Annotated in this window: 22 protein-coding genes and 1 riboswitch; of the genes, 16 read left to right on the forward strand and 6 right to left on the reverse strand. The window is 42.6% G+C overall.

Annotated elements, in window-relative coordinates:
- The first annotated feature begins 1 nt into the window (after position 1).
- From ICN34_RS01625 to ICN34_RS01650, 6 genes are all read left to right on the forward strand, one after another.
- The gene (locus ICN34_RS01625) at positions 2-649 is read left to right on the forward strand and encodes a 3-oxoacid CoA-transferase subunit B (RefSeq protein WP_215320799.1); all 648 of its coding nucleotides are present in this window, start codon (positions 2-4) and stop codon (positions 647-649) included.
- Complete coding sequence (gene pcaF / locus ICN34_RS01630; RefSeq protein WP_215320798.1) at positions 649-1857, forward strand: 3-oxoadipyl-CoA thiolase; 1209 nt, start codon at positions 649-651, stop codon at positions 1855-1857. Before ICN34_RS01625 ends, pcaF begins: the two co-directional genes overlap by 1 nt.
- Before the next feature lie 8 nt (positions 1858-1865).
- Complete coding sequence (gene pcaD, locus ICN34_RS01635) at positions 1866-2669, forward strand: 3-oxoadipate enol-lactonase (protein ID WP_216120451.1); 804 nt, start codon at positions 1866-1868, stop codon at positions 2667-2669.
- 2 nt (positions 2670-2671) lie between these two features.
- The gene (locus ICN34_RS01640; RefSeq protein WP_216120453.1) at positions 2672-3982 is read left to right on the forward strand and encodes an aromatic acid/H+ symport family MFS transporter; all 1311 of its coding nucleotides are present in this window, start codon (positions 2672-2674) and stop codon (positions 3980-3982) included.
- A complete protein-coding gene (locus ICN34_RS01645; protein WP_255538549.1) occupies positions 3969-4958 on the forward strand; it encodes a tripartite tricarboxylate transporter substrate binding protein in 990 nt (329 codons plus the stop codon). Before ICN34_RS01640 ends, ICN34_RS01645 begins: the two co-directional genes overlap by 14 nt.
- 274 nt (positions 4959-5232) lie before the next feature.
- Complete coding sequence (locus ICN34_RS01650) at positions 5233-6465, forward strand: porin (protein ID WP_216120455.1); 1233 nt, start codon at positions 5233-5235, stop codon at positions 6463-6465.
- 51 nt (positions 6466-6516) lie between these two features.
- Here ICN34_RS01650 and ICN34_RS01655 read toward each other — a convergent pair whose 3' ends face one another.
- Positions 6517-7428, reverse strand: coding sequence for a LysR family transcriptional regulator (locus tag ICN34_RS01655; protein WP_216120457.1), 912 nt, complete (start codon positions 7426-7428; stop codon positions 6517-6519).
- Between the two features lie 119 nt (positions 7429-7547).
- Here ICN34_RS01655 and ICN34_RS01660 point away from each other — a divergent pair, with 119 nt between their 5' ends.
- The 3 genes from ICN34_RS01660 (at position 7548) to ICN34_RS01670 (ending at position 11240) form a co-directional block, all read left to right on the forward strand.
- Positions 7548-8531, forward strand: coding sequence for a Bug family tripartite tricarboxylate transporter substrate binding protein (locus ICN34_RS01660; RefSeq protein WP_370623943.1), 984 nt, complete (start codon positions 7548-7550; stop codon positions 8529-8531).
- A 12-nt stretch (positions 8532-8543) separates the two neighbouring features.
- On the forward strand, positions 8544-9713 hold the full coding sequence (locus tag ICN34_RS01665) for a M20 aminoacylase family protein (RefSeq protein ID WP_216120458.1): 1170 nt from the start codon (positions 8544-8546) through the stop codon (positions 9711-9713).
- Between the two features lie 29 nt (positions 9714-9742).
- Positions 9743-9831, forward strand: a riboswitch (glycine riboswitch).
- 149 nt (positions 9832-9980) lie between these two features.
- The gene (locus ICN34_RS01670; protein ID WP_216120461.1) at positions 9981-11240 is read left to right on the forward strand and encodes a D-amino acid dehydrogenase; all 1260 of its coding nucleotides are present in this window, start codon (positions 9981-9983) and stop codon (positions 11238-11240) included.
- 792 nt (positions 11241-12032) lie between these two features.
- Here ICN34_RS01670 and ICN34_RS01675 read toward each other — a convergent pair.
- Positions 12033-12533: a hypothetical protein gene (locus ICN34_RS01675; RefSeq protein WP_215292738.1), complete on the reverse strand. Its 501-nt coding sequence runs from the start codon at positions 12531-12533 to the stop codon at positions 12033-12035.
- 245 nt (positions 12534-12778) lie between these two features.
- Here ICN34_RS01675 and ICN34_RS01680 point away from each other — a divergent pair, with 245 nt between their 5' ends.
- On the forward strand, positions 12779-12979 hold the full coding sequence (locus ICN34_RS01680) for a hypothetical protein (protein ID WP_216120463.1): 201 nt from the start codon (positions 12779-12781) through the stop codon (positions 12977-12979).
- A gap of 85 nt (positions 12980-13064) precedes the next feature.
- Complete coding sequence (locus ICN34_RS01685) at positions 13065-14105, forward strand: STAS-like domain-containing protein (RefSeq protein ID WP_216120465.1); 1041 nt, start codon at positions 13065-13067, stop codon at positions 14103-14105.
- A gap of 136 nt (positions 14106-14241) precedes the next feature.
- On the opposite strand, the gene ICN34_RS01690 is transcribed toward ICN34_RS01685, so the two are convergent.
- From ICN34_RS01690 to ICN34_RS01700, 3 genes are read right to left on the reverse strand one after another with little or no spacing between them, the layout of a single operon-like run.
- A complete protein-coding gene (locus ICN34_RS01690) occupies positions 14242-14415 on the reverse strand; it encodes a hypothetical protein (RefSeq protein ID WP_158009063.1) in 174 nt (57 codons plus the stop codon).
- An 8-nt stretch (positions 14416-14423) separates the two neighbouring features.
- Entirely contained in the window at positions 14424-14726 is a 303-nt protein-coding gene (locus ICN34_RS01695) for a hypothetical protein (RefSeq protein WP_072583958.1), read from the reverse strand.
- Positions 14727-15395, reverse strand: coding sequence for a Spy/CpxP family protein refolding chaperone (locus ICN34_RS01700; protein ID WP_216120467.1), 669 nt, complete (start codon positions 15393-15395; stop codon positions 14727-14729). It lies immediately after the preceding gene.
- Between the two features lie 144 nt (positions 15396-15539).
- Here ICN34_RS01700 and ICN34_RS01705 point away from each other — a divergent pair, with 144 nt between their 5' ends.
- The 4 genes from ICN34_RS01705 (at position 15540) to ICN34_RS01720 (ending at position 17429) form a co-directional block, all read left to right on the forward strand.
- Positions 15540-15980, forward strand: coding sequence for a DUF3106 domain-containing protein (locus ICN34_RS01705; protein ID WP_216120469.1), 441 nt, complete (start codon positions 15540-15542; stop codon positions 15978-15980).
- Between the two features lie 8 nt (positions 15981-15988).
- Positions 15989-16561 (forward strand): RNA polymerase sigma factor, encoded by a 573-nt coding sequence (locus ICN34_RS01710; protein ID WP_216120471.1) that lies wholly within the window; start codon positions 15989-15991, stop codon positions 16559-16561.
- Positions 16548-16853 carry a hypothetical protein gene (locus tag ICN34_RS01715; protein WP_216120473.1) on the forward strand — a complete coding sequence of 102 codons (306 nt, stop codon included), beginning with the start codon at positions 16548-16550 and terminating at the stop codon, positions 16851-16853. Before ICN34_RS01710 ends, ICN34_RS01715 begins: the two co-directional genes overlap by 14 nt.
- A gap of 69 nt (positions 16854-16922) precedes the next feature.
- Positions 16923-17429, forward strand: coding sequence for a hypothetical protein (locus ICN34_RS01720; RefSeq protein ID WP_216120475.1), 507 nt, complete (start codon positions 16923-16925; stop codon positions 17427-17429).
- 96 nt (positions 17430-17525) lie between these two features.
- Here ICN34_RS01720 and yghU read toward each other — a convergent pair whose 3' ends face one another.
- Positions 17526-18380, reverse strand: a complete 855-nt coding sequence (yghU, locus tag ICN34_RS01725) for a glutathione-dependent disulfide-bond oxidoreductase (protein ID WP_216120477.1) — start codon at positions 18378-18380, stop codon at positions 17526-17528.
- 90 nt (positions 18381-18470) lie between these two features.
- Between yghU and ICN34_RS01730 the strand changes: the two genes are divergently transcribed.
- A complete protein-coding gene (locus ICN34_RS01730; RefSeq protein ID WP_216120480.1) occupies positions 18471-19505 on the forward strand; it encodes an aldo/keto reductase in 1035 nt (344 codons plus the stop codon).
- Positions 19506-19535 lie beyond the last annotated feature (30 nt).

Below are 19535 nucleotides of genomic sequence, written 5' to 3' on the forward strand. Positions count from 1 at the left end.
AATGGCATACCAACGTTTAACTAGAGAACAAATTGTTCAAAGAGTGGCTCAAGATATTCCGGAGGGCTCTTACGTTAATTTAGGTATTGGGTTGCCTACAAAGATTGCTAATTACCTTGATGCTGATAAAGAAATATTTTTACAAAGCGAGAATGGGGTTCTTGGCATGGGTCCAGCTCCAGCTAAGGGGGATGAAGATTCTGATTTGATCAACGCAGGGAAAGAATTTATCACCCTATTAAAGGGTGGCTCCTATTTCCATCATGGTGATTCGTTCACGATGATGCGCGGTGGGCATATTGATATTTGTGTGTTGGGAGCATTCCAAGTTGCTCAAAATGGCGATTTAGCAAATTGGCATACAGGTTCACCAGACGCCATTCCAGCCGTAGGTGGAGCAATGGATTTGGCAATTGGCGCTAGAAACGTGTTTGTCACTATGGAGCACGTAACTAAGAATGGTGAAGCTAAGATTGTGGAGCAATGTTCTTATCCGCTCACTGGGATGGCTTGTGTAAACCGTATCTACACAGATCTTGCCGTTATTGATGTAACGCCAAACGGTTTGATTGTGAGTGAAATGGTTCCTGGACTTACCTTGGATGAGTTGCAGAAGCTCACCGACGCACCTTTATCAATGGCTGAATAATGAAAAATACTGTAAACGCATATATTTGTGACGCTATCAGAACCCCTTTTGGTAGATATGGTGGCTCACTGGCTACTTTAAGGGCAGATGATCTAGCTGCCCTCCCAATTCAAGCATTGATGATGCGCAATATTGTGGATTGGTCTGCGCTAGACGATGTCATTCTGGGTTGTGCGAACCAAGCTGGTGAAGATAACCGCAACGTCGCAAGAATGGCTGCATTGTTAGCTCGTCTGCCTGTCGAAGTTCCTGGTTCTACCGTTAATAGGTTATGTGGATCTAGCCTTGATGCAATTGGTATTGCTGCAAATGCTATTAAAGGGGGCGGCAATCACTTGATGATCGCTGGTGGCGTAGAAAGTATGTCGCGTGCTCCATTCGTGATGGGTAAGGCTGATTCCGCATACTCGCGTACTGCAAGGATTGAAGATACAACCATTGGTTGGCGCTTTATTAACCCGCTCATGAAAGCACATCATGGCGTGGATTCAATGCCAGAGACAGCTGAAAATGTAGCTGAAGATTTTAGGATTTCCCGTGCTGATCAAGATCTGTTTGCGTTCACCAGTCAGCAACGTACCGCTAAAGCGCAAGAAGCGGGAATTTTTGATGATGAAATCATCCCCGTCAATATCCCTCAGAAAAAGGGTGACCCAGTTGTATTTGCAAAAGATGAGCATCCACGTTTAACAACATTAGAAACGCTAGCCTCTTTGAAAAGTATTGTGAAGCAGGGCGGTACTGTTACGGCCGGAAACGCTTCAGGCGTTAATGATGGCGCTTGCGCTTTGCTCATGGCATCAGATGTGGGTATTAAGCAGCATTCTCTAGCTCCAAAAGCGCGTGTAGTTGCAGTTGCTGCAGCAGGTGTTGCTCCACGAATTATGGGATTTGGTCCATCACCCGCAGTCAAGAAAGTATTAGAGAAGTCGGGTTTAAAGCTAAGCCAAATGGATGTGATTGAGTTAAATGAGGCCTTTGCTTCTCAAGCCTTGGCGGTCACTCGTGATCTTGGTCTTCCAGACAATACGGCGCACGTTAATCCAAATGGTGGCGCTATTTCTCTGGGGCATCCCTTGGGCGCATCAGGCGCAAGACTGGTCACAACGGCAATGTACCAACTCATACGTACCAAAGGCAGGTATGCACTGTGCACTATGTGTATTGGCGTTGGGCAGGGTATAGCCATGATTATTGAACGAGTTTAGGAGTAGTAATGAGTATTGCGCACATTAACGGTATTGACGTTTTTTATCTTACAGATGGAGACCCTCACAAACCAGCGATTATTTTTTCTAATTCCCTTGGAACAGATCATTCCATGTGGGATGGTCAGCTTGAAGTATTAAGAAGAGATTTCTACTTAATCAGATACGACACTAGAGGTCATGGATTAACTCATTCTCCAAAGGGTCCGTACACCATTGCACAGCTAGCAAATGATGTTTTAGGTCTTCTTGATTACCTCAATATTGATAAGGCTTTCTTCTGTGGAATTTCGATGGGCGGGCTTATTGGTCAATGGCTAGCGGTCAATGCGCCCGAAAGAATTGAGGCGTTAGTGATTGCAAATACTGCGCCAAAAATAGGTAATGAGCAGGCATGGAATGAGCGGGCGGCTTTAGCTAGAAAAGAGGGTCTCAATACTATCGCAGAATCCGCTCCTTCGAGATGGTTTACACCAGAGTTTTATGGTTCAAGCCCTAAAGCAGTTAACGAATTACTGATTAACTTGAAAAATATGAACCCTGAAGGTTATGCAAGTTGTTGCGAGGCATTGGCTACTGAGGATCTTAAGGGGGGGATTTCAGAAATCAATATTCCTGCATTAATTATCAGCGGGGATAAAGATCCTGTTACCACTATTAGTGATGCTCAGTATATGCAGTCCCAAATTAAAGGGTCTCAACTACAAGAGGTGCCTGCTTCGCACATTTCAAACATTGAAGCAGAAACTGAATTCAATCAAGTAATCAAGCAATTTTTTGCAAATCAAATCAAACACAAATTGGAGACATAAGCATGAGTCAAATTGATGTTCATAAGTTAATAGACGAAGCGAGGTTTAATAAATTTCACTGGGGTCTTTTATTTTGGTGCGGTCTAATCATCATTTTTGATGGTTACGATCTCGTCATCTATGGAGTTGTTTTGCCTAAATTAATGGCCGAATGGCAGTTATCACCCATGCAGGCAGGGACTTTGGGTAGTTATGCATTATTTGGCATGATGTTTGGAGCTATGTTCTTTGGGCCGTTATCAGACAAGATAGGGAGAAAAAAGACTATTGCAATGTGCGTTACATTGTTTAGCTTCTTTACCTTTATTAATGGTTTTGCAGAAAACCTTACGCAGTTTGGTATCTGTCGATTTATTGCTGGATTAGGTATTGGTGGCGTAATGCCTAACGTGGTTGCTTTGATGACTGAATATTCACCTAAAAAAATTCGTAGCCTGCTGGTAACGATTATGTTTAGCGGTTACTCAGTTGGCGGTATGTTATCGGCTGGCGTAGGAATCTATTTAATTCCGACCTATGGCTGGCCCTCAGTTTTTTTCGTTGCCATTATTCCACTGCTGCTGCTACCAATCATTCTTTACTATCTGCCTGAGTCACCTGGATTTTTGATTAAATCAAATCGGAACTCTGATGCTGGAAAAATATTAAAAAAAATCGCCCCAGAGCGCGGCACATTGCTTTCTAATGAATATATCTATCCATTAGGTAAAGCCTCTAGCTCTGTACCTTTGGTTTCGCTCTTTAAAGATGGTCGCATATTAAGTACTTTAATGTTCTGGACTTCATTCTTTATGTGCCTATTAATGGTTTATGCATTGGGATCTTGGCTTCCAAAGCTAATGAACAAAGCTGGGTATGAGATGGGTTCAAGCCTAATGTTCTTGATGGTGCTAAACATTGGCGCTATCTTTGGAGCGGTTGGAGGTGGTTGGCTTGCCGATAAGTTCCATCCACGCAAGGTACTTACCATTTTCTTTATTTGCGCTGCCGCTTCAATTAGTCTCTTAGGTGTTAAGAGTCCATTCATTGTTTTAAATCTATTGGTAGCTATTGCAGGCGCAACCACAATTGGCTCTCAAATCTTGCTCTATGCCTATGTTGCGCAATACTATCCATTAAAAATTCGTTCCACTGGTATTGGTTGGGCCTCTGGCATTGGTCGTGTGGGCGCTATTTTAGGTCCAGTGCTAGGCGGTACTTTGTTAAGCTTGGGTTTGCCATTGGAATTTAACTTCTATGCATTCGCAATTCCAGGCGCAATTGCATGTATTGCAATCTCATTAGCAGGGAAAAGTGGGCATGATGGGAAATAAACGGAAGCCATCCTGGATAGGAAAGGGCATTGGAATTGCTGCAATATTCCTGTGCTTCAGTATGGCTAATGCGCAGGAATGGCCCACTAAGCCAATTAAATGGATTGTTCCTTTTCCGCCCGGCGGGGCAATGGATGTGATTGCACGCGCACTTGCAGATAGCTCCTCCAAATCTTTGGGTCAGACAATCTTTGTCGAAAATAAGCCCGGTGCAGGCGGGAATATTGGAGCGGAATTAGTAGCTCGTTCTGAAGCTGATGGTTACACAATGATGATTACTTCAATTGGCATGGCTACCAATAAGTTTTTATATCCAAAATTAAGCTATGACCCGATAAAGGATTTTGCGCCCGTTAGTCTCATTGCTATTGTGCCTAATGTATTGGTTACTAATGCTACCCAGCCTAACGTAAAAACAGTTGCGGATGTGATAGCAAATGCAAAGGCGCAGCCTGGAAGGATTACCTATGCGTCAGCAGGTAACGGCACTTCTATTCATTTGGCTGGAGAGGTATTTACGTCGTTAGCGAAAATAGATATGCAACATATTCCTTATAAGGGTAGCGGCCCAGCAGTGACTGACTTACTTGGCGGTCAAGTGAATTACATGTTTGACAGCATCACTTCTGCAAAGCCTCATATTCTTTCTGGAAAGCTAAGGCCAATCGGTTTAACGACAATCAAGCGCTCTAAGGTCTTGCCAGGCATACCAACCATTGCTGAGTCTGGGTTACCAGGATATGATGTCACGCCTTGGTTTGCAGTTTTTGTGCCAGCGAATACTCCAAAGCCTATTATTAAGAAGTTGAATGTAGCCTTGGTAGCCAGTATGAATACTCTTGCCATTAAGGATAAGTTTGAAAGTATTGGTGCTGAACCTATAGGATCATCGCCAGAAGAGCTGGGGGTTTATCTAAATAAAGAAATTGAACGCTGGGGAAAGGTTATTTCAGTAAATCAAATTAAGGCTGATTAAGATCTAGCTACCCACATTTTCATTCTGAATGCCAACAGAGCTTGAGCCTTTGTTGGCATTTTTTTTTGCTACAAATTTTCGTCCAAAAGTTTAGAAATTAATTGTGAATTCATTTATCTACTTCACTATAGCAATGTATTACATTTAATTATATTAATAGTCATTAAAATGCATTAGACATCATTCAGTTCTTTACCTAGACTGGCTTCGATTGCAGGTTTTGCATTCGGGTCACCAAAATTAATTGAAAGTTAAAAGGTAAAGGAAATAGGAAATGAAAAAGATTATTACAGCGGCGGGCTTAGCAGCTGTTTGTGCAAGCGGCGTACAAGCACAATCAAGTGTAACGGTGTATGGAATTATTGATGCGGGTTATGTAGGCGGCAACTCAAGAGTAGTCAGCCCCACAACAGGCGCAGAAACAAAGACAACAGTAAGTCAATTTGGTCAGAATGCAGAGAGCTCTAGTCGTATTGGTCTAAAAGGAATTGAAGACTTGGGTGGTGGATCATCCGCATTTTTCACAACAGAATTTCAAATTTATCCTCAAGATGCAAACTTAGGTGGCAATGTAAATAATGGCTTATTTAATCGACAGTCATTCGTTGGTCTAAAAAAGAATGGTATTGGACAAGCGGCACTTGGTTTGCAATACACACCAATTTTTAACGCAGGGTTAGCAACGGATCCAGGTAACTTTAACAACCTGACTGGTAACGTCATATACGCAAGTGCGCAGGGAATTGCGGGTGCAAGCGCTGGAACTAGCTACATTGGTTTTACAGCTCGCACGGCAAATACATTGTCATTTAAAACCGATTCAGTTGCTGGGTTTACCGCAAGCGGTATCTATACTTTAAATAATAAAAACGAAACACAAACAACATCAGGGGCAACCATTACGGGTGGAAATACTAACGCAAGTGGATGGGGTCTTGGTGTTGATTACACCTATAATAAATTTTATGCAGCAGTTGCCTACCAAGCTTTGAAGCAATTTACCACTGCAGACACAGCTTCAGTTCCTTCAACTTCAAATTCACATGAATGGACTAATGCTCAAGCTAATGGCGCATCTACTGCGCCTACATTACCCGGTGGAAACGCGTTAAATGTTCAAGATAACCAATTTTATGCTGGTACTACTTATGATTTCGGCATATTAAAAGCTTATGCCCAGTACCTGAATCGTAAAGCCACATCGACAATTTCATCTGGATATTATCTTGGGCGCTCAGCAGAGCAAATTGGGTTGCGAAGCTATATCACTCCTGCAATTGAAGCATGGGCATCTGCAGGGCTTGGGCGCTATACCTATATGGGATCAGGCTCTCCAACTGCAAACTTTAATGGTTGGCAAGCTGGCTCTAATTATTGGCTGAGTAAGCGTACCAACTTGTATGCAATCTATGGCCAAACAACTGTATCTAATTCAACAACTTCCACTGGTAAAACAGTGAGTGCTGGATTAAATAACTATGCAATAGGTATGCGCCACACCTTTTAAACTTAAATCTCCATTATTAAAAGTTTGACCCGCCTCTAGAGGCGGGTTTTTTTATTCTTTTTGAATTGTCATCTGATTTGGTCGTTCGCTTAAGTCCTTTTCAATAAAGTCTCTTACGTGACGCAGGAGGGGTGACTCAGTTCTGTTCTCAATGGTGACAAATCCAAATCGAGCAGTGGCATTTAATGGTGGCGTAAGGATAATCTCTTCCAGATCTAGTGCTGAATTTCGAATGGCTAGTAGTACAGTATTGCTCTGCTGTGCTACCTCCACTAGGCTTGATATTTCACTGCATTTTATGTTGACCAGATTATCAAGATTAGCGTCTTTTCCATAGCGATCAATGATTGTCTTTTCTGTTTCTTCACTTAAGGCTGTAGAAGCAATAGGATATTTTCTAAGATCATCAATGGAAATCTTTTTTAGCTTTCTTAATGGATGTCCTTTGCGAACCATGAATGCACCTGGAGTTTCGTAGATCACTTCCATTTTTAAATCTTGCGCTGGTTTCATTGATCTAGCATTAATAATGAGGGCATCTAATTTTCTTGCTCTCAGCGACTCAATGAGCATGCCAGTTTTCCCTCTTGCAACTTCAATATGAAGATGGGGATAGTGAACGGCAATATGTTCCAAAAGCTTGGTCATCAACAGCGCGCCAGGTCCAGACCCCATGCCGATTCGAATTTGGCCGCTAAGCCCATTTTTGAAATTCCGATTAGTCTCTTTGATGTCTTTAGCTAAATCCAGCAAAATTTGCGAGCGGCGTAAAATTTCTTCACCAAATGCAGTGAGAGTCGTGTGCCTACCTTGTCGATCAAATAATTTTGCACCCAATTCATCTTCAAGCGATTTAATGCTTCTGCTAAGAGCTGGTTGCGTAACAAATAGATTCTCTGATGACTTAATGAAGGAGCCGGTTTTGGCAAGCTCACTCATGTGTCTAAGCTGAGTTAGTGTCATGCTGTTTCTCCAATAATAGCTATTACATAAAATTATAGTAAATGATATAAAAATGCATTAGACATTATATTTAACCATACCTAGAATAGGCTATACATTCATAAAAGAGGGGTCCTGCTGTGAAATTAACTAAGTTTTTTGCCTTTGTGTTTGGTGTTGTGTCCATTGCAACCACTGCCATGGCGCAATCCTTTCCCTCTAAGCCGGTAAGTTTGGTTGTTCCATATCCTGCGGGCGGTGTTTCAGATGTGATTGCTCGTATTGTGAGCCCGCCCCTCTCCAAAAAGTTAGGTGAGGCTGTCATTGTTGAAAACATTGGCGGGGCAAGTGGTGGCATTGCCGCCCAAAAGGTGCTAAATGCACCAGCGGATGGTTACTTAGTGATGCAAGGCTCTCCAAATGAGTTAATTTTGGGACCTCTTGCAAATTCAGCAATTAAATTTAAAAGCGAGGATTTTCGTCTTGTTCAGATGATCGGATCTGTACAAATCGCTTTTTTAGTAAGAAGTGATATGCCTGTGAAGGATGTTGACTCATTTTTAGCATTTGCAAAAAAATCTGCACAAGAAGGCAAGCCCCTCTCCTATGCAAGTGTTGGCCCGGGTTCTTTTTATCATTTGCTTGGTGAGCAACTGTCCAAGGAGACTAAGATTCCAATGACACATGTTCCATACAAAGGTGCTGGACCAGCATTGCAGGATTTAATCGGCGGTCAAATCGATTTCTTTTTGGCGCCATATGGCAAATCACATGATGAGCTGGCTAAGCAGGGAAGAATCAAAATACTTGCAATGCTGAATTCTAAGCGTTTAGAGAGCGTTAAAGATTACCCTGCAGTTACTGAAAGCAAAGGTCTTAAGGGTTTTGTGTACTCCATCTGGACTGGTTACTTTGTGAAGAAAGATACCCCAGAGCCAATTATGCAAACTCTGAATAAAGCTTTGGCTGTTGTACTTGAAGACCCAGCTGTGAAGTCAGGACTTGATGCCAATAGTTTAATGATTGCAAAGCCATTGTCCTTAAATGAGTTGAATAAAGTTTATGGTGACGGTACTGCTCAATTTAGAGCAATTGCAAAATCCATCAACCTACAACCTCAATAATTGGGTATATCAATGACTCAATTGCATGAGGTTAATTTGGTAGAGGTTGAGGAGTTTATTTCTCTAAGAAGAGATATTCATCAACATCCTGAACTTGCGTTTGAAGAACATAGAACTGCGGCATTGGTTTCTGAAAAACTAAAGTCTTGGGGCTATGAGGTACATGAAGGTATAGGCGGAACAGGCGTTGTAGGTGTTCTAAAAAACGGTAATGGTGAAATGACAATTGGCTTAAGGGCTGATCTTGATGCATTGCCTATTAATGAGCAGACAGACCTGGAATGGGCTAGCAAGAATGAGGGCGTAATGCATGCTTGCGGTCATGACGGACATACTGCAATGCTACTTGCTGCAGCTAAGGAGATTGCTGATAAAAAAGAATTTTCAGGCACGATAAATCTTATATTCCAACCGGCTGAAGAAGGTGGCGGAGGGGCACTTCGCATGATGGAGGATGGGTTGTTTAAACACTTCCCTTGCGATGCCATCTTTGCCATACACAATATGCCTGGATATGCGGTTGGCCACTTTATTTTTCGTGATGGTCCAACCATGTCATCTAGTGACTATGCAACTATAGAGATCTTAGGCGTAGGAGGTCATGGGGGAATGCCACATAGAGCATCTGATCCAATCGTGGCTGCCTCCTCGATTGTGATGGCGTTGCAAACTATTGTGTCTAGGAACGTTGACCCACAACAATCGGCGGTAATTACAGTGGGGGCATTTAATGCTGGCCATGCTAACAATGTAATTCCAGCACGTGCAAAATTAGAGTTAAGCGTTCGCGCATTAGATCCTCAGGTCAGAATTGATCTGGAAAAAAGAATTAAGGAACTTGTGCAGTCACAAGCAGAAAGTTTTGGACTTACTGCAGTAGTGAATTGGAAAAGGGGTTATGCGGTCTTAGTAAATTCAGCGGCAGAAACAGAGTTTGCGCGGAATGTGGCGGCTGATCTCTTTGGCGAAGCAGCTATTACGCGCCAAGGACCGGCATTATCAGGCAGCGAAGATTTTGCATTTATGCTCGAGAAAATCCCTGGCTCCTATCTTTTTATTGGCAATGGGGATACACCAGGAACTTGTATGGTGCATAACCCTGCCTACGACTTTAATGATGGAAATATTGCGATTGGCGCAACATTTTGGTCTGAACTGGTGAAGCAATATTTGAAGACTTAGTATTTGAAGGTATAGTATTAAAAGTATTTAAATCATTCTCGGGAGAGATTGCTTTTACAGCAACGCCGAAGGAGCAACCGCCCCGGAAACTCTCAGGCAAAAGAACCGAAATGATCTTTAAACTCTGAAGAGATATTGGGTATTCGTCATCCAATAACACCGAAGGAGCAAGCAAATATTAAATATTTGCGAATCTCTCAGGTCCAGAACAGAGGGGGCCCCTTGAGCATCTGCAATGGGTAACCCTGACGTTTGAAGGATCTAAAAATGAAATCATTTGTAATTATTGGTGGTGGCATCACAGGCGTTACGACCGCTTATGTTTTGGCGAAGCGTGGCTACGATGTCACTTTAATTGAGCGTCATCGTTATGCTGGCATGGAAACATCCTTTGCTAATGGCGGCCAACTTTCTGCATCTAATGCAGAGGTCTGGAACCACTGGTCAACGATCATGAAAGGTATGAAGTGGGTCTTTAAAAAAGATGCACCACTTTTGATCAATCTCAAGCCTGATTGGCACAAGATTTCATGGTTCGCAGAGTTCATTGCCTCGATTCCGAACTATAAGAGCAATACCGTTCAGACTGCACATATGGCAATTGAAGCAAGAAAGCATCTATTTGCTTGGGCAAAGCAAGAGGGTATTGATTTTGATTTAAAGCGCGAAGGTATCTTGCATATTTATCGTGACCAGGCTGGCTTTGAGCATGCAGGCAAAGTCTCTAAGATGCTCGCTGAAGGTGGGCTAGGGCGTACTGCCGTTACACCTCAAGAGATGAAAGAAATTGAGCCTACGCTAGCCGGTAAATATTATGGTGGTTATTACACCGAAAGCGATTCCACAGGTGATATTCATAAGTTCACTCATGGGTTGTCAGAGGCTGCTGCAAACTTGGGTGTTAAAACCATTTATGAGCATGAAGTGCTTTCTGTTCAGTCCGATGGCAATCGTGTGAACTTAACCCTGAGCAAAGATGGGCAAGCGAGTCAGCTTGTTTTTGATAATGTCGTTGTGTGTGCTGGGGTTGGAAGTCGTGATCTTGCTTCGCAGTTAGGTGATCGCGTCAATGTCTATCCGGTTAAGGGCTATTCAATAACGGTGAATTTGACTGATAAAGCTAGCCAAGAGGGTGCCCCGAATGTGAGCCTGCTTGATGATGAAACTAAGCTCGTTACTAGTCGTCTTGGGGCAGATCGATTCCGCGTTGCAGGGACTGCAGAATTTAACGGTATCAATCGAGATATCCGCGCGGATCGTATCAAGCCTTTGATTGATTGGGTTAACCAATGCTTCCCTGAAGTTAGCACTCGCTCGGTAGTGCCTTGGGCTGGATTACGTCCAATGATGCCAACAATGATGCCAAAAGTAGGCTTGGGTAGTAAACCTAATGTGTATTACAACACTGGTCATGGCCATTTAGGTTGGACCTTATCTGCCTGTACTGCTGAAATGATTGGTGATGTGATCCAGTATGGCGAAACCACTAAAAAGGTTAGTTCGCCAGCAAGCCTAAAGTTTTCTTGAGTAAGTAATTGATAAGCGTTACTTAAAGTAACGCTCGTTTACCAAAAAGTACTTTGGAGCAACGAAGTGCTAGATGGTTGTTCCAAAATCCTTTGGTTTTCGAAACCAAAGACCGAGAGACCACTTCTTTTAAATCCCTGAATTTGCTTACACATTTGCTTGCACACCGACACTGACCACCCGCAGACCCCGTGTTTATATGGCTCTATCATGGGCTTCTGCTCTCATAAGAAAGAAGCCCTAGGGGTCTTGTAGTTAAGACCTCAATAGATTCAAGAGGTTAGTGGTGAATTAGGCGGTCAAAATTGCTTACACACCGCTTACACACCGAAGCAAAAACTGAGGTGTGTAGTAAATGCGGATTTAGTGTGGTTTTAAGAAGTAAAGCATCCGTAAAAAGGTGTGTAGTAAATGAAAGTTTTAGGGCCTATAGCTCAGTTGGTTGGAGCAGAGGACTCATAGCGAAAGTTGTGCCTTATGCGTGGAAACTGCATAAGGGATGGTGTCAAATTCGGAGAAAGCTAAGTCTAGTAATAGATACGCTAACGCCGAGCCAAGCTTCAGCGTGAAAGTGCTGTTGAAGGTGTAGAGACTAGACGGCACCCATCTAAGTTCAGACGTTAAGTTTGAATATGATGAAGGCATAGTCCAGGGAGTAGTGAAAGCTACACAAACCGGAATCCTTTGGTCCCAGGTTCAAGTCCTGGTGGGCCCACCAGAAAAGCAAACCCTCATCAGCAATGGTGGGGGTTTTGTCTTTTGAGCGTTACTTTAAGTAACAGTTTTATCAAGCTAGTGAATCTGCCCACTCGATGCAAATTCTCTCAGAGCATTACCAGGTGTGATTGTACTTTTGTAAAGTGGTCCACAGGGAGTATCGGCCATCATCATTGAGAGTGAGTAGCAATCATCTGCATAATGCATGGACTGATAGCCTTCTAGGTGATAGGTGAACATATTCAAAATACCAATGATGCTGCGATTAGTTGATTTGCAATACACCACTTTATCAAGATGATCTAATTCCTGTTGCATAAAAGCTTCACTTACACCTTGAGATAGCAAGATCTTAAATAGGTATTGTGGGAATCGTTCTACCAAGTTCGATGCTGGGGCTAGAGGCATCAACACTGGTAGCAGGGTTCTTTCATTTACAAATAAGGCTACCTGTGGTTTTGAAAATATTGCCTTAGCATACCAATTACCCAAAATATTGTCTCCCTTCCCGGCGGGTTCGTTGACGCCTGAAGGTACCCGATCTAATAATTGTTTTGAGCAGTGTAAATAAAACATTGGAAAGTATCTCTTGATTAGGTCTAAGGTCGCCTTACTTTTTACCATATGTAGTATCAAGCATTTGAATTGTATTGAAACCCATAAATCCAAGCGTTACTTTAAGTAACGCTTGTCCCTTCGTAGTACCCCATAAACACCCCAATAATCACCATATATAGCCATACTTTCTTTTGGCTAAATTGACCCCTGTTTTTCCTCCAATCAGGTTGCTCAAGCTGGTGGGCCGAAGCTAAAGTATGTGTATGTCAAATAAAAAAGAAAGTACACATCAACTCATACACCGTAACCTAACCCTCTATCAACGCGAGCATAGTGCTGTATGGCAATGTCGCTATAAGGTAGATAACAAGTGGATACGGGCTACTACTAAAGAGACTCAGCTTGATTTGGCTGTGAATAAGGCTAAAAAGGCCTCAGAGTGCATAAAAGGACTATTTATTTAAGGTTTCTTGTCAATCCTCAATCAAAAACTTTACAATAATTTCATAAAACTTTACAATAACCTCATAATACTTTACAAAAATAGACATGAAATTTGCCAATACAAAGCGTTCCCAAGAAGTACGTCAGTTCTTGGTGGATGGCGTTAAAACCAATCAGCTCGATTTAGCTCATGCTGCGATGAAACGGTTTGGCCTTACTAGGCAGGCTATTCATGCGCATTTTGCAGCGTTGGTCAGAGATGGATTTTTAGCTTCCAGTGGCAGTACGAAGGCACGTTTATATCAGTTGGGCGTAAAACGATTTCACGATGGCCTATTTAAATTAAAGGGACTGGAGGAGTCTGAAGTCTATTCACGTGATTTTGGAGAAATATTTAATGGCTTGCCTAAAGAAATTGCCAATATTTGCCATTACGGTTTTACTGAAATGCTTAACAACGCCATTGATCATTCGGAAGGTACTGAGGTCTACATTCATGTTGAGAGGACGCCCGATTTTGTGTCAATATCAATTGTTGATAATGGCGAAGGAATTTTTAACCATATCGCCAGATTATTAAAGTTGCATGATCCACGTGAGTCTATTTTGGAGTTGAGCAAAGGAAAGCTCACTACTGATCCAAGTAATCATACTGGTCAAGGAATTTTTTTCTCATCCCGTGCTTTTGATGAATTCTTTATTTTTTCTGGCGATTTAGTTTTTACACATGCCGATGGTTCGGATATGGACTTCTTGCTTCATAACGACAAGAGTCATAAAGGCACGCGGGTGGTCATGAAAATTGCACTCAACTCCCAAAGAATACTGCGTGAACTATTTGATAGTTTTAGCGGAACGGAAGACGAGGATTACGCGTTTAATAAAACCATTGTTCCAGTTAAGCTGGCTCTGTACGAAGGCGGGCAGCTTATTTCGCGTTCACAGGCGAAAAGAATTCTAAATCGCGTGGATCGTTTTAAGACTGTGTTATTGGACTTTAAGGGTGTTGAGTCAATTGGTCAAGCATTCGCAGATGAAGTATTTCGAGTTTTTGTAAAACAAAACCCTCAAATTAAAATTCACTCTATTAATGAGGGCCTAGAGGTTAAAAAAATGATTAAGGCTGCTCAAAGTAATTTGGCATAAAAACTAGACGGCACCCACATAAGTTCAGGGATGAATACTATGAAGACATAGTCCGGGGAGTAATGAAAATTACACAAACCGGAATCCTTTGGTCCCAGGTTCAAGTCCTGGTGGGCCCGCCAATGAAATCAACGGCTTAGGGAGAAATTCCTAAGTCGTTTTTCTTTCTCTGCAACAAAGTGTGGAAGCAATCTTCACACATCTTCCATGGCAAACCCACTAGATATATAGGTCTGCCATTGAAGCGATGAACTACTTGTAGATTGTTGTATCCAATATTTAAGGACTGCTTACGGCCAGATGCAACCATCACACCGCCTACACAATTTCATATGTCAGAAGTAAGACTGCGGCACCCATGCAGATCAATGCGAGCATAAAGAACTTATCCGCAATATCTTCAAAATAAACCTTCTTTGAATTACTTCGAATGGATAGGTATGAAAAGATAGAGCTTGCTAGAAAGATGAGGGCATCTAGAGCTAGGAGGTCATCTACCCAATAGGCCATGCCTCTGTTGGCCTGAGTCAGTTTCACAATGCTGATAACGGTCATACATACACCAAGCATTGCGCCTGAAGTCGGCAGAATATGACCACTTAGATTGTTGGGGTTACGCATTTACTGGTGAACGTAGCCTGGTAAAGTGCCTGACCCAGAGTTTTGGTTGGGCGACGGTGATCCACCGAGTTCTGGCAAGTTGTAGTTTGGTTGGCTTGGCATCAGCCTTTTTTGACTTGCATTAATAAAAGTAGGTACTTTGCTATCAAAAGATGCCTTTTGCTCAGAAGTCAATAATTTGTAAAGCGGTTTCGCAGCCTCATCAACCTCTTTTAAGCTGGTATATCGATTTTTTGCATCTTCGGTAGATTGGCTTAGAAATTTCAGTCCATCAATAGTGGCGGAACTATCGTTATTCAATTTAGCTCTTTCTTTGGCAACATCACTCGCATAAAGTCTCACCTTGATTGCAAAATTACCCCAAGCCTTGCTTTGTTCGGGTGTTAGCTTAAGGCTTTCCTCAAGGCGAGATAATCCAGTTTCGATTTGCTCATAAGTAAGCAGATGTGAGCCTGGAGCAGGCATTGAGATATGGGTATTTGCCGATGTGCTGGAAGAGTCGGGATTAGAGGCATTGCGCCCGGCGCCCCTTCGCATTCCAGGCATTCCTGGGATTCCAGAGCCTTGAGATCCGCCCCATTGAGCAAAAGACTCCTTAATGGGCAAAATTGCTACTAAAACTAGAAAACTCAAGATAATTGAGCGCAAAAGCATGATGGCCCGATTCATTTTTCTCTCAACTGGATGTCTCTAACTCTTGTTAGACAGTAATTTTGAAAAATACTTACTCTAAAAAGAAAATAATTATTTTGTCTTGGCCGTAAGTTTTCTATAGGTGCTCGCGTCTAAGTAGTAACAAACAAGGAGATATAAATGAAAAGAACGATGCAAGGTCTAATTATGGCTAGTGTATTGATGGTGAGTGCCATTGGCATTGCCAGCGCCGCCTTACCAGAGCCGCAAGATCCCCAGGTAGTTGCTAATATGACCTTTGAGCAACGCCTGCAAATGTCCAAGGATTTGCGAGAGCAATTTAAACAAGCCACTCCAGAAGAGCGCCGTGCATATCGCCAAAAACTTCATGCCAAATTTAAGGCGCTTAGCCCTGAAGATCGTAAGGCATTGCGCGACAAAATGCACGCTCAGTGGCAGGCATTAAGCCCCGAACAAAAGAAAGAGCTACGCGAGAACCGCAAAGCCATGATTGCCGCAATGACGCCAGAAGAGCGCCTTGAGATGAAAAAAGAACGCGAAGAGTGGATGAAGGCGCATCCTAATGAAAAAGAGCATTGGAATAAGCCAATGAGCAATTAAGGACCAGTTTGACTTTATTTCCTAGTAAGCAACACCGCATCGAGCAGGCTTTATTAAAAGGAGCTGTAGCGGGGGATTTCAAGGCGTCAAAAGAAGTCATTCGCCTACTGAGTTCCCCCGCATATTCTTTGGCCTGGAAGATGCTTGGCAACAAAGAAGACGCAGAAGATGTCGTACAAGAGGCCTTTATCCGCTTGTGGAAAAGTGCCGATTCGTTTGCGGGAAAGTCGGGACTTGTTACTTACTTTTACGCGATCGTGAGCAATCTTTGTTTGGATAGGATCAAAAGTATTAATAGGGGATTCTTCGAGGAGTTTGATGAGATTGAGCATCAACCCATGAAAGAGATTGAGTGGAGTATCGCAGAGGGCGTCAGCCCAGAAAGCATTAAAAAGGCAATGGATGTTTTAAGTAGAAAACAAAGAATGGCAATGTTGATGTGGGCATATCAAGATATGACGGCAGAAGAAGTTGGTCTGGCAATGGGTATGAATAAGAATAGCGTCGATCAATTGTTATATAGGGCTAAGTTGAAACTTAAGATGGAATTAGAAAAAGGTGAATCTCATGCGAGCGAATGATAAAAAACATTTAAAGAAAGCGTTAGATCAAATCGAAGTTCAAGAGCCATCTACCCATTTTGAACAACGCATTTATCAAGATTGGCAAAGAACGGTTGCTAAGACTGAAAAGCCAAATCATGGGCTCTCCGAAGTTTTGGTTTTAGCAAGATTGCACCCCAAGCTTGCCGCATTGATAGCGTTTGTGGTTATTGCCGCTTCCGTCTTGCTAGGTCAGCACCTAATAGCTTCCCAGGATGATGAGTTGCATCGGATTGATGCCTTGTCTGAATTAAGCCTCTCCACTATTTAATCTACAGTATTCTCCCTTGCCCCTTGAACTCAAAAGAGTTTTCGGGGCTTTTTTAACCTCAGGAGCATCATGAAAAAGCAACTATTAGCAGCGATACTCACTACTGTGGGGATGGTGGGTTTGACTTATTCTCAAAATGCTATGTTTCAGGCAACGCCAGAGCCAACCGTTCGTCAACAAATATCTGAGGCACAAAAGCAATTTGCTAATTGCATCAATCAGACCAAGAAGAGTGATGCCGCAAAGGTTGTCAATAATGAGTTATTTGAAATCGTGCCCAAGTCAGATCATAAGATGAATTTATTCACTACTGAAAACAAAATTACGGATGAAGAAGCAAGGGCACTAACGGCCTACTTAGCCTCCACAAATGAATGTCGAGCAATATCTAGTCATTTTCCTGTGCCGGAGTTAGCGGGTATCTACCAGAGCTTTTATAGCCAAGTCGATGTGGTTTATCAGAACTTGTTAACTAGAAAAATTACCATAGGCGAGGCAAATAAAGAAAAGTATGAGCTTATGCAGACAGCTCAATCGCAATGGATTAACTATGAATCTACCCACAAGATTAATTGATGCATAAGTAATTGGTAAAGGAATTGAATATCGAAAAGCTCAGGCTTTAAGCGGAGTCTCAGCTATCGCGTAACACATTGATTGAAGATTTAATCTTTACAACGATTTGTTATCAAAGTCACTTGAGTCATGACGTTCAAGAAGTTGTTCGGATGGTTCACCCCAAGTGCGGTTAACAATACGACCTCGTTTTACGGCAGGGCGCTCAAGAATTCTATCTGCCCATCGCTGAACGTTTACATATTCGTGTACGCTGAGGAATTCTGCAGCTCCATAAAGCCATCCTTTAACAAGGGCACCATACCAAGGAAAAACAGCAATATCTGCGATGGTGTATTCCTTGCCAGCAAGATATTCATTTTCAGCTAAACGTTGATCTAGAACATCCAGTTGGCGCTTGGTTTCCATCGCAAATCGGTCAATGGGGTATTCCATTTTGAAGGGGGCATAGGCATAGAAGTGTCCAAAGCCTCCACCTAAGTAAGGTGCGCTACCCATTTGCCAGAAAAGCCAATTCATTGTTTCGGTACGAGTAGCTATATCTTTGGGCAGGAAGGCATCAAATTTCTCGGCAAGATAAAGCAAAATTGAGCCGGATTCAAAAATAGGAATGGGGGGTGATTTGCTGCGATCAAGGAGCGCCGGAATTTTTGAGTTCGGATTGATCTTTACAAAACCCGAGCCAAATTGATCGCCTTCGCTAATCCTAATCAACCAGGCGTCATACTCAGCACCAATGCGACCAAGGGCAAGAAGCTCTTCGAGCATGATGGTTACTTTGACGCCATTAGGCGTACCCATTGAATACAGTTGTATAGGATGGCGCCCAATAGGTAATTCTTTTTTCTCTCTGGATCCCGCGGTAGGTCGATTGACGTTTGCAAATTGACCGCCATTTGGCTTTTCCCAAGCCCAGACTTTGGGTGGCGTGTATTCAGTTGTATCAGTCATTTTTTACCTTTGCAAGTTCTCAGCAAGTTTAATCCAGCTGACCTAAAATTGTTCGAGACAAATTACCAAATAGTTTATTTAGGAGCTTTGATGAAATATCGTTTATTGGGCAATACAGGACTTTATGTTTCCGAGCTCTGCTTAGGTACGATGACTTTTGGCGCACAAGGATTTTGGGAGGTCATGGGTGGCTTGCAGCAAAAAGCTGTTAATGAGCTGGTAAAGACTTCATTTGATAGTGGTATTAATTTTTTCGATACGGCTAATGTCTATTCGATGGGTCAATCCGAAGCCTTGCTAGGTCAAGCAATTAAAGATTGTGGCTTGCCACGAGATCAGTTGGTGATTGCGACCAAATCTACTGGGATCATGGACGAAACTCCCAACGGAAGAGGCCAGTCCCGTTTCCATATATTTAATGAAGTTAATGCAAGTTTGAAGCGTTTACAGTTAGATCATATTGATCTCTACCAAGTACACGGCTTTGATCCATTAACGCCATTTGAGGAATCGCTATCAGCTCTAAATGATCTAGTTCGAATGGGTAAGATTCGCTATATTGGTTTATGCAATATGGCAGCATGGCAAGTGATGAAGGCAATAGGTATTTCACGGCAAAAAGGCTTTGCTGAGTTTGCAAGTGTGCAGTCTTACTACTCTATTGCTGGTCGGGATCTTGAGCGGGAGATATTCCCATTGGTCCAAGATCAGCAATTAGGGCTGATGGTATGGAGTCCGTTAGCCGGTGGTTACCTCTCCGGTAAATTTAATCGAGATAAGACAAATCCTGATGGTGCAAGACGTTCCAATTTTGATTTCCCGCCGATTAACAAAGACAAGGCGTTTACCTGCATTGATGCGATGACGCCAATTGCTAAGGCGCATGGTATCTCTGTCGCTCAGGTGGCGCTTGCATACATCTTGTCTAAAAAAGCGGTATCTACCATCATTATTGGCGCTCGCAAATTAGAGCAATTAAAAGACAATATTGCTGCCGGCAAGCTAGCCCTGACAGAAGATGAGCTTAAGTCCCTGGATGAAGTTAGCGCTTTGTCGCCTGAGTATCCGGGTTGGATGCTTGCCTTTCAGGGTCAATATCGCGCTACGCCACCAGTAAAAGAATAATTTTTTAATATTCAAATAACCACTTTAGGA

It is taken from the genome of Polynucleobacter sp. Tro8-14-1, from assembly GCF_018881655.1.
In the GTDB taxonomy this organism is placed as follows: Bacteria; Pseudomonadota; Gammaproteobacteria; order Burkholderiales; family Burkholderiaceae; genus Polynucleobacter.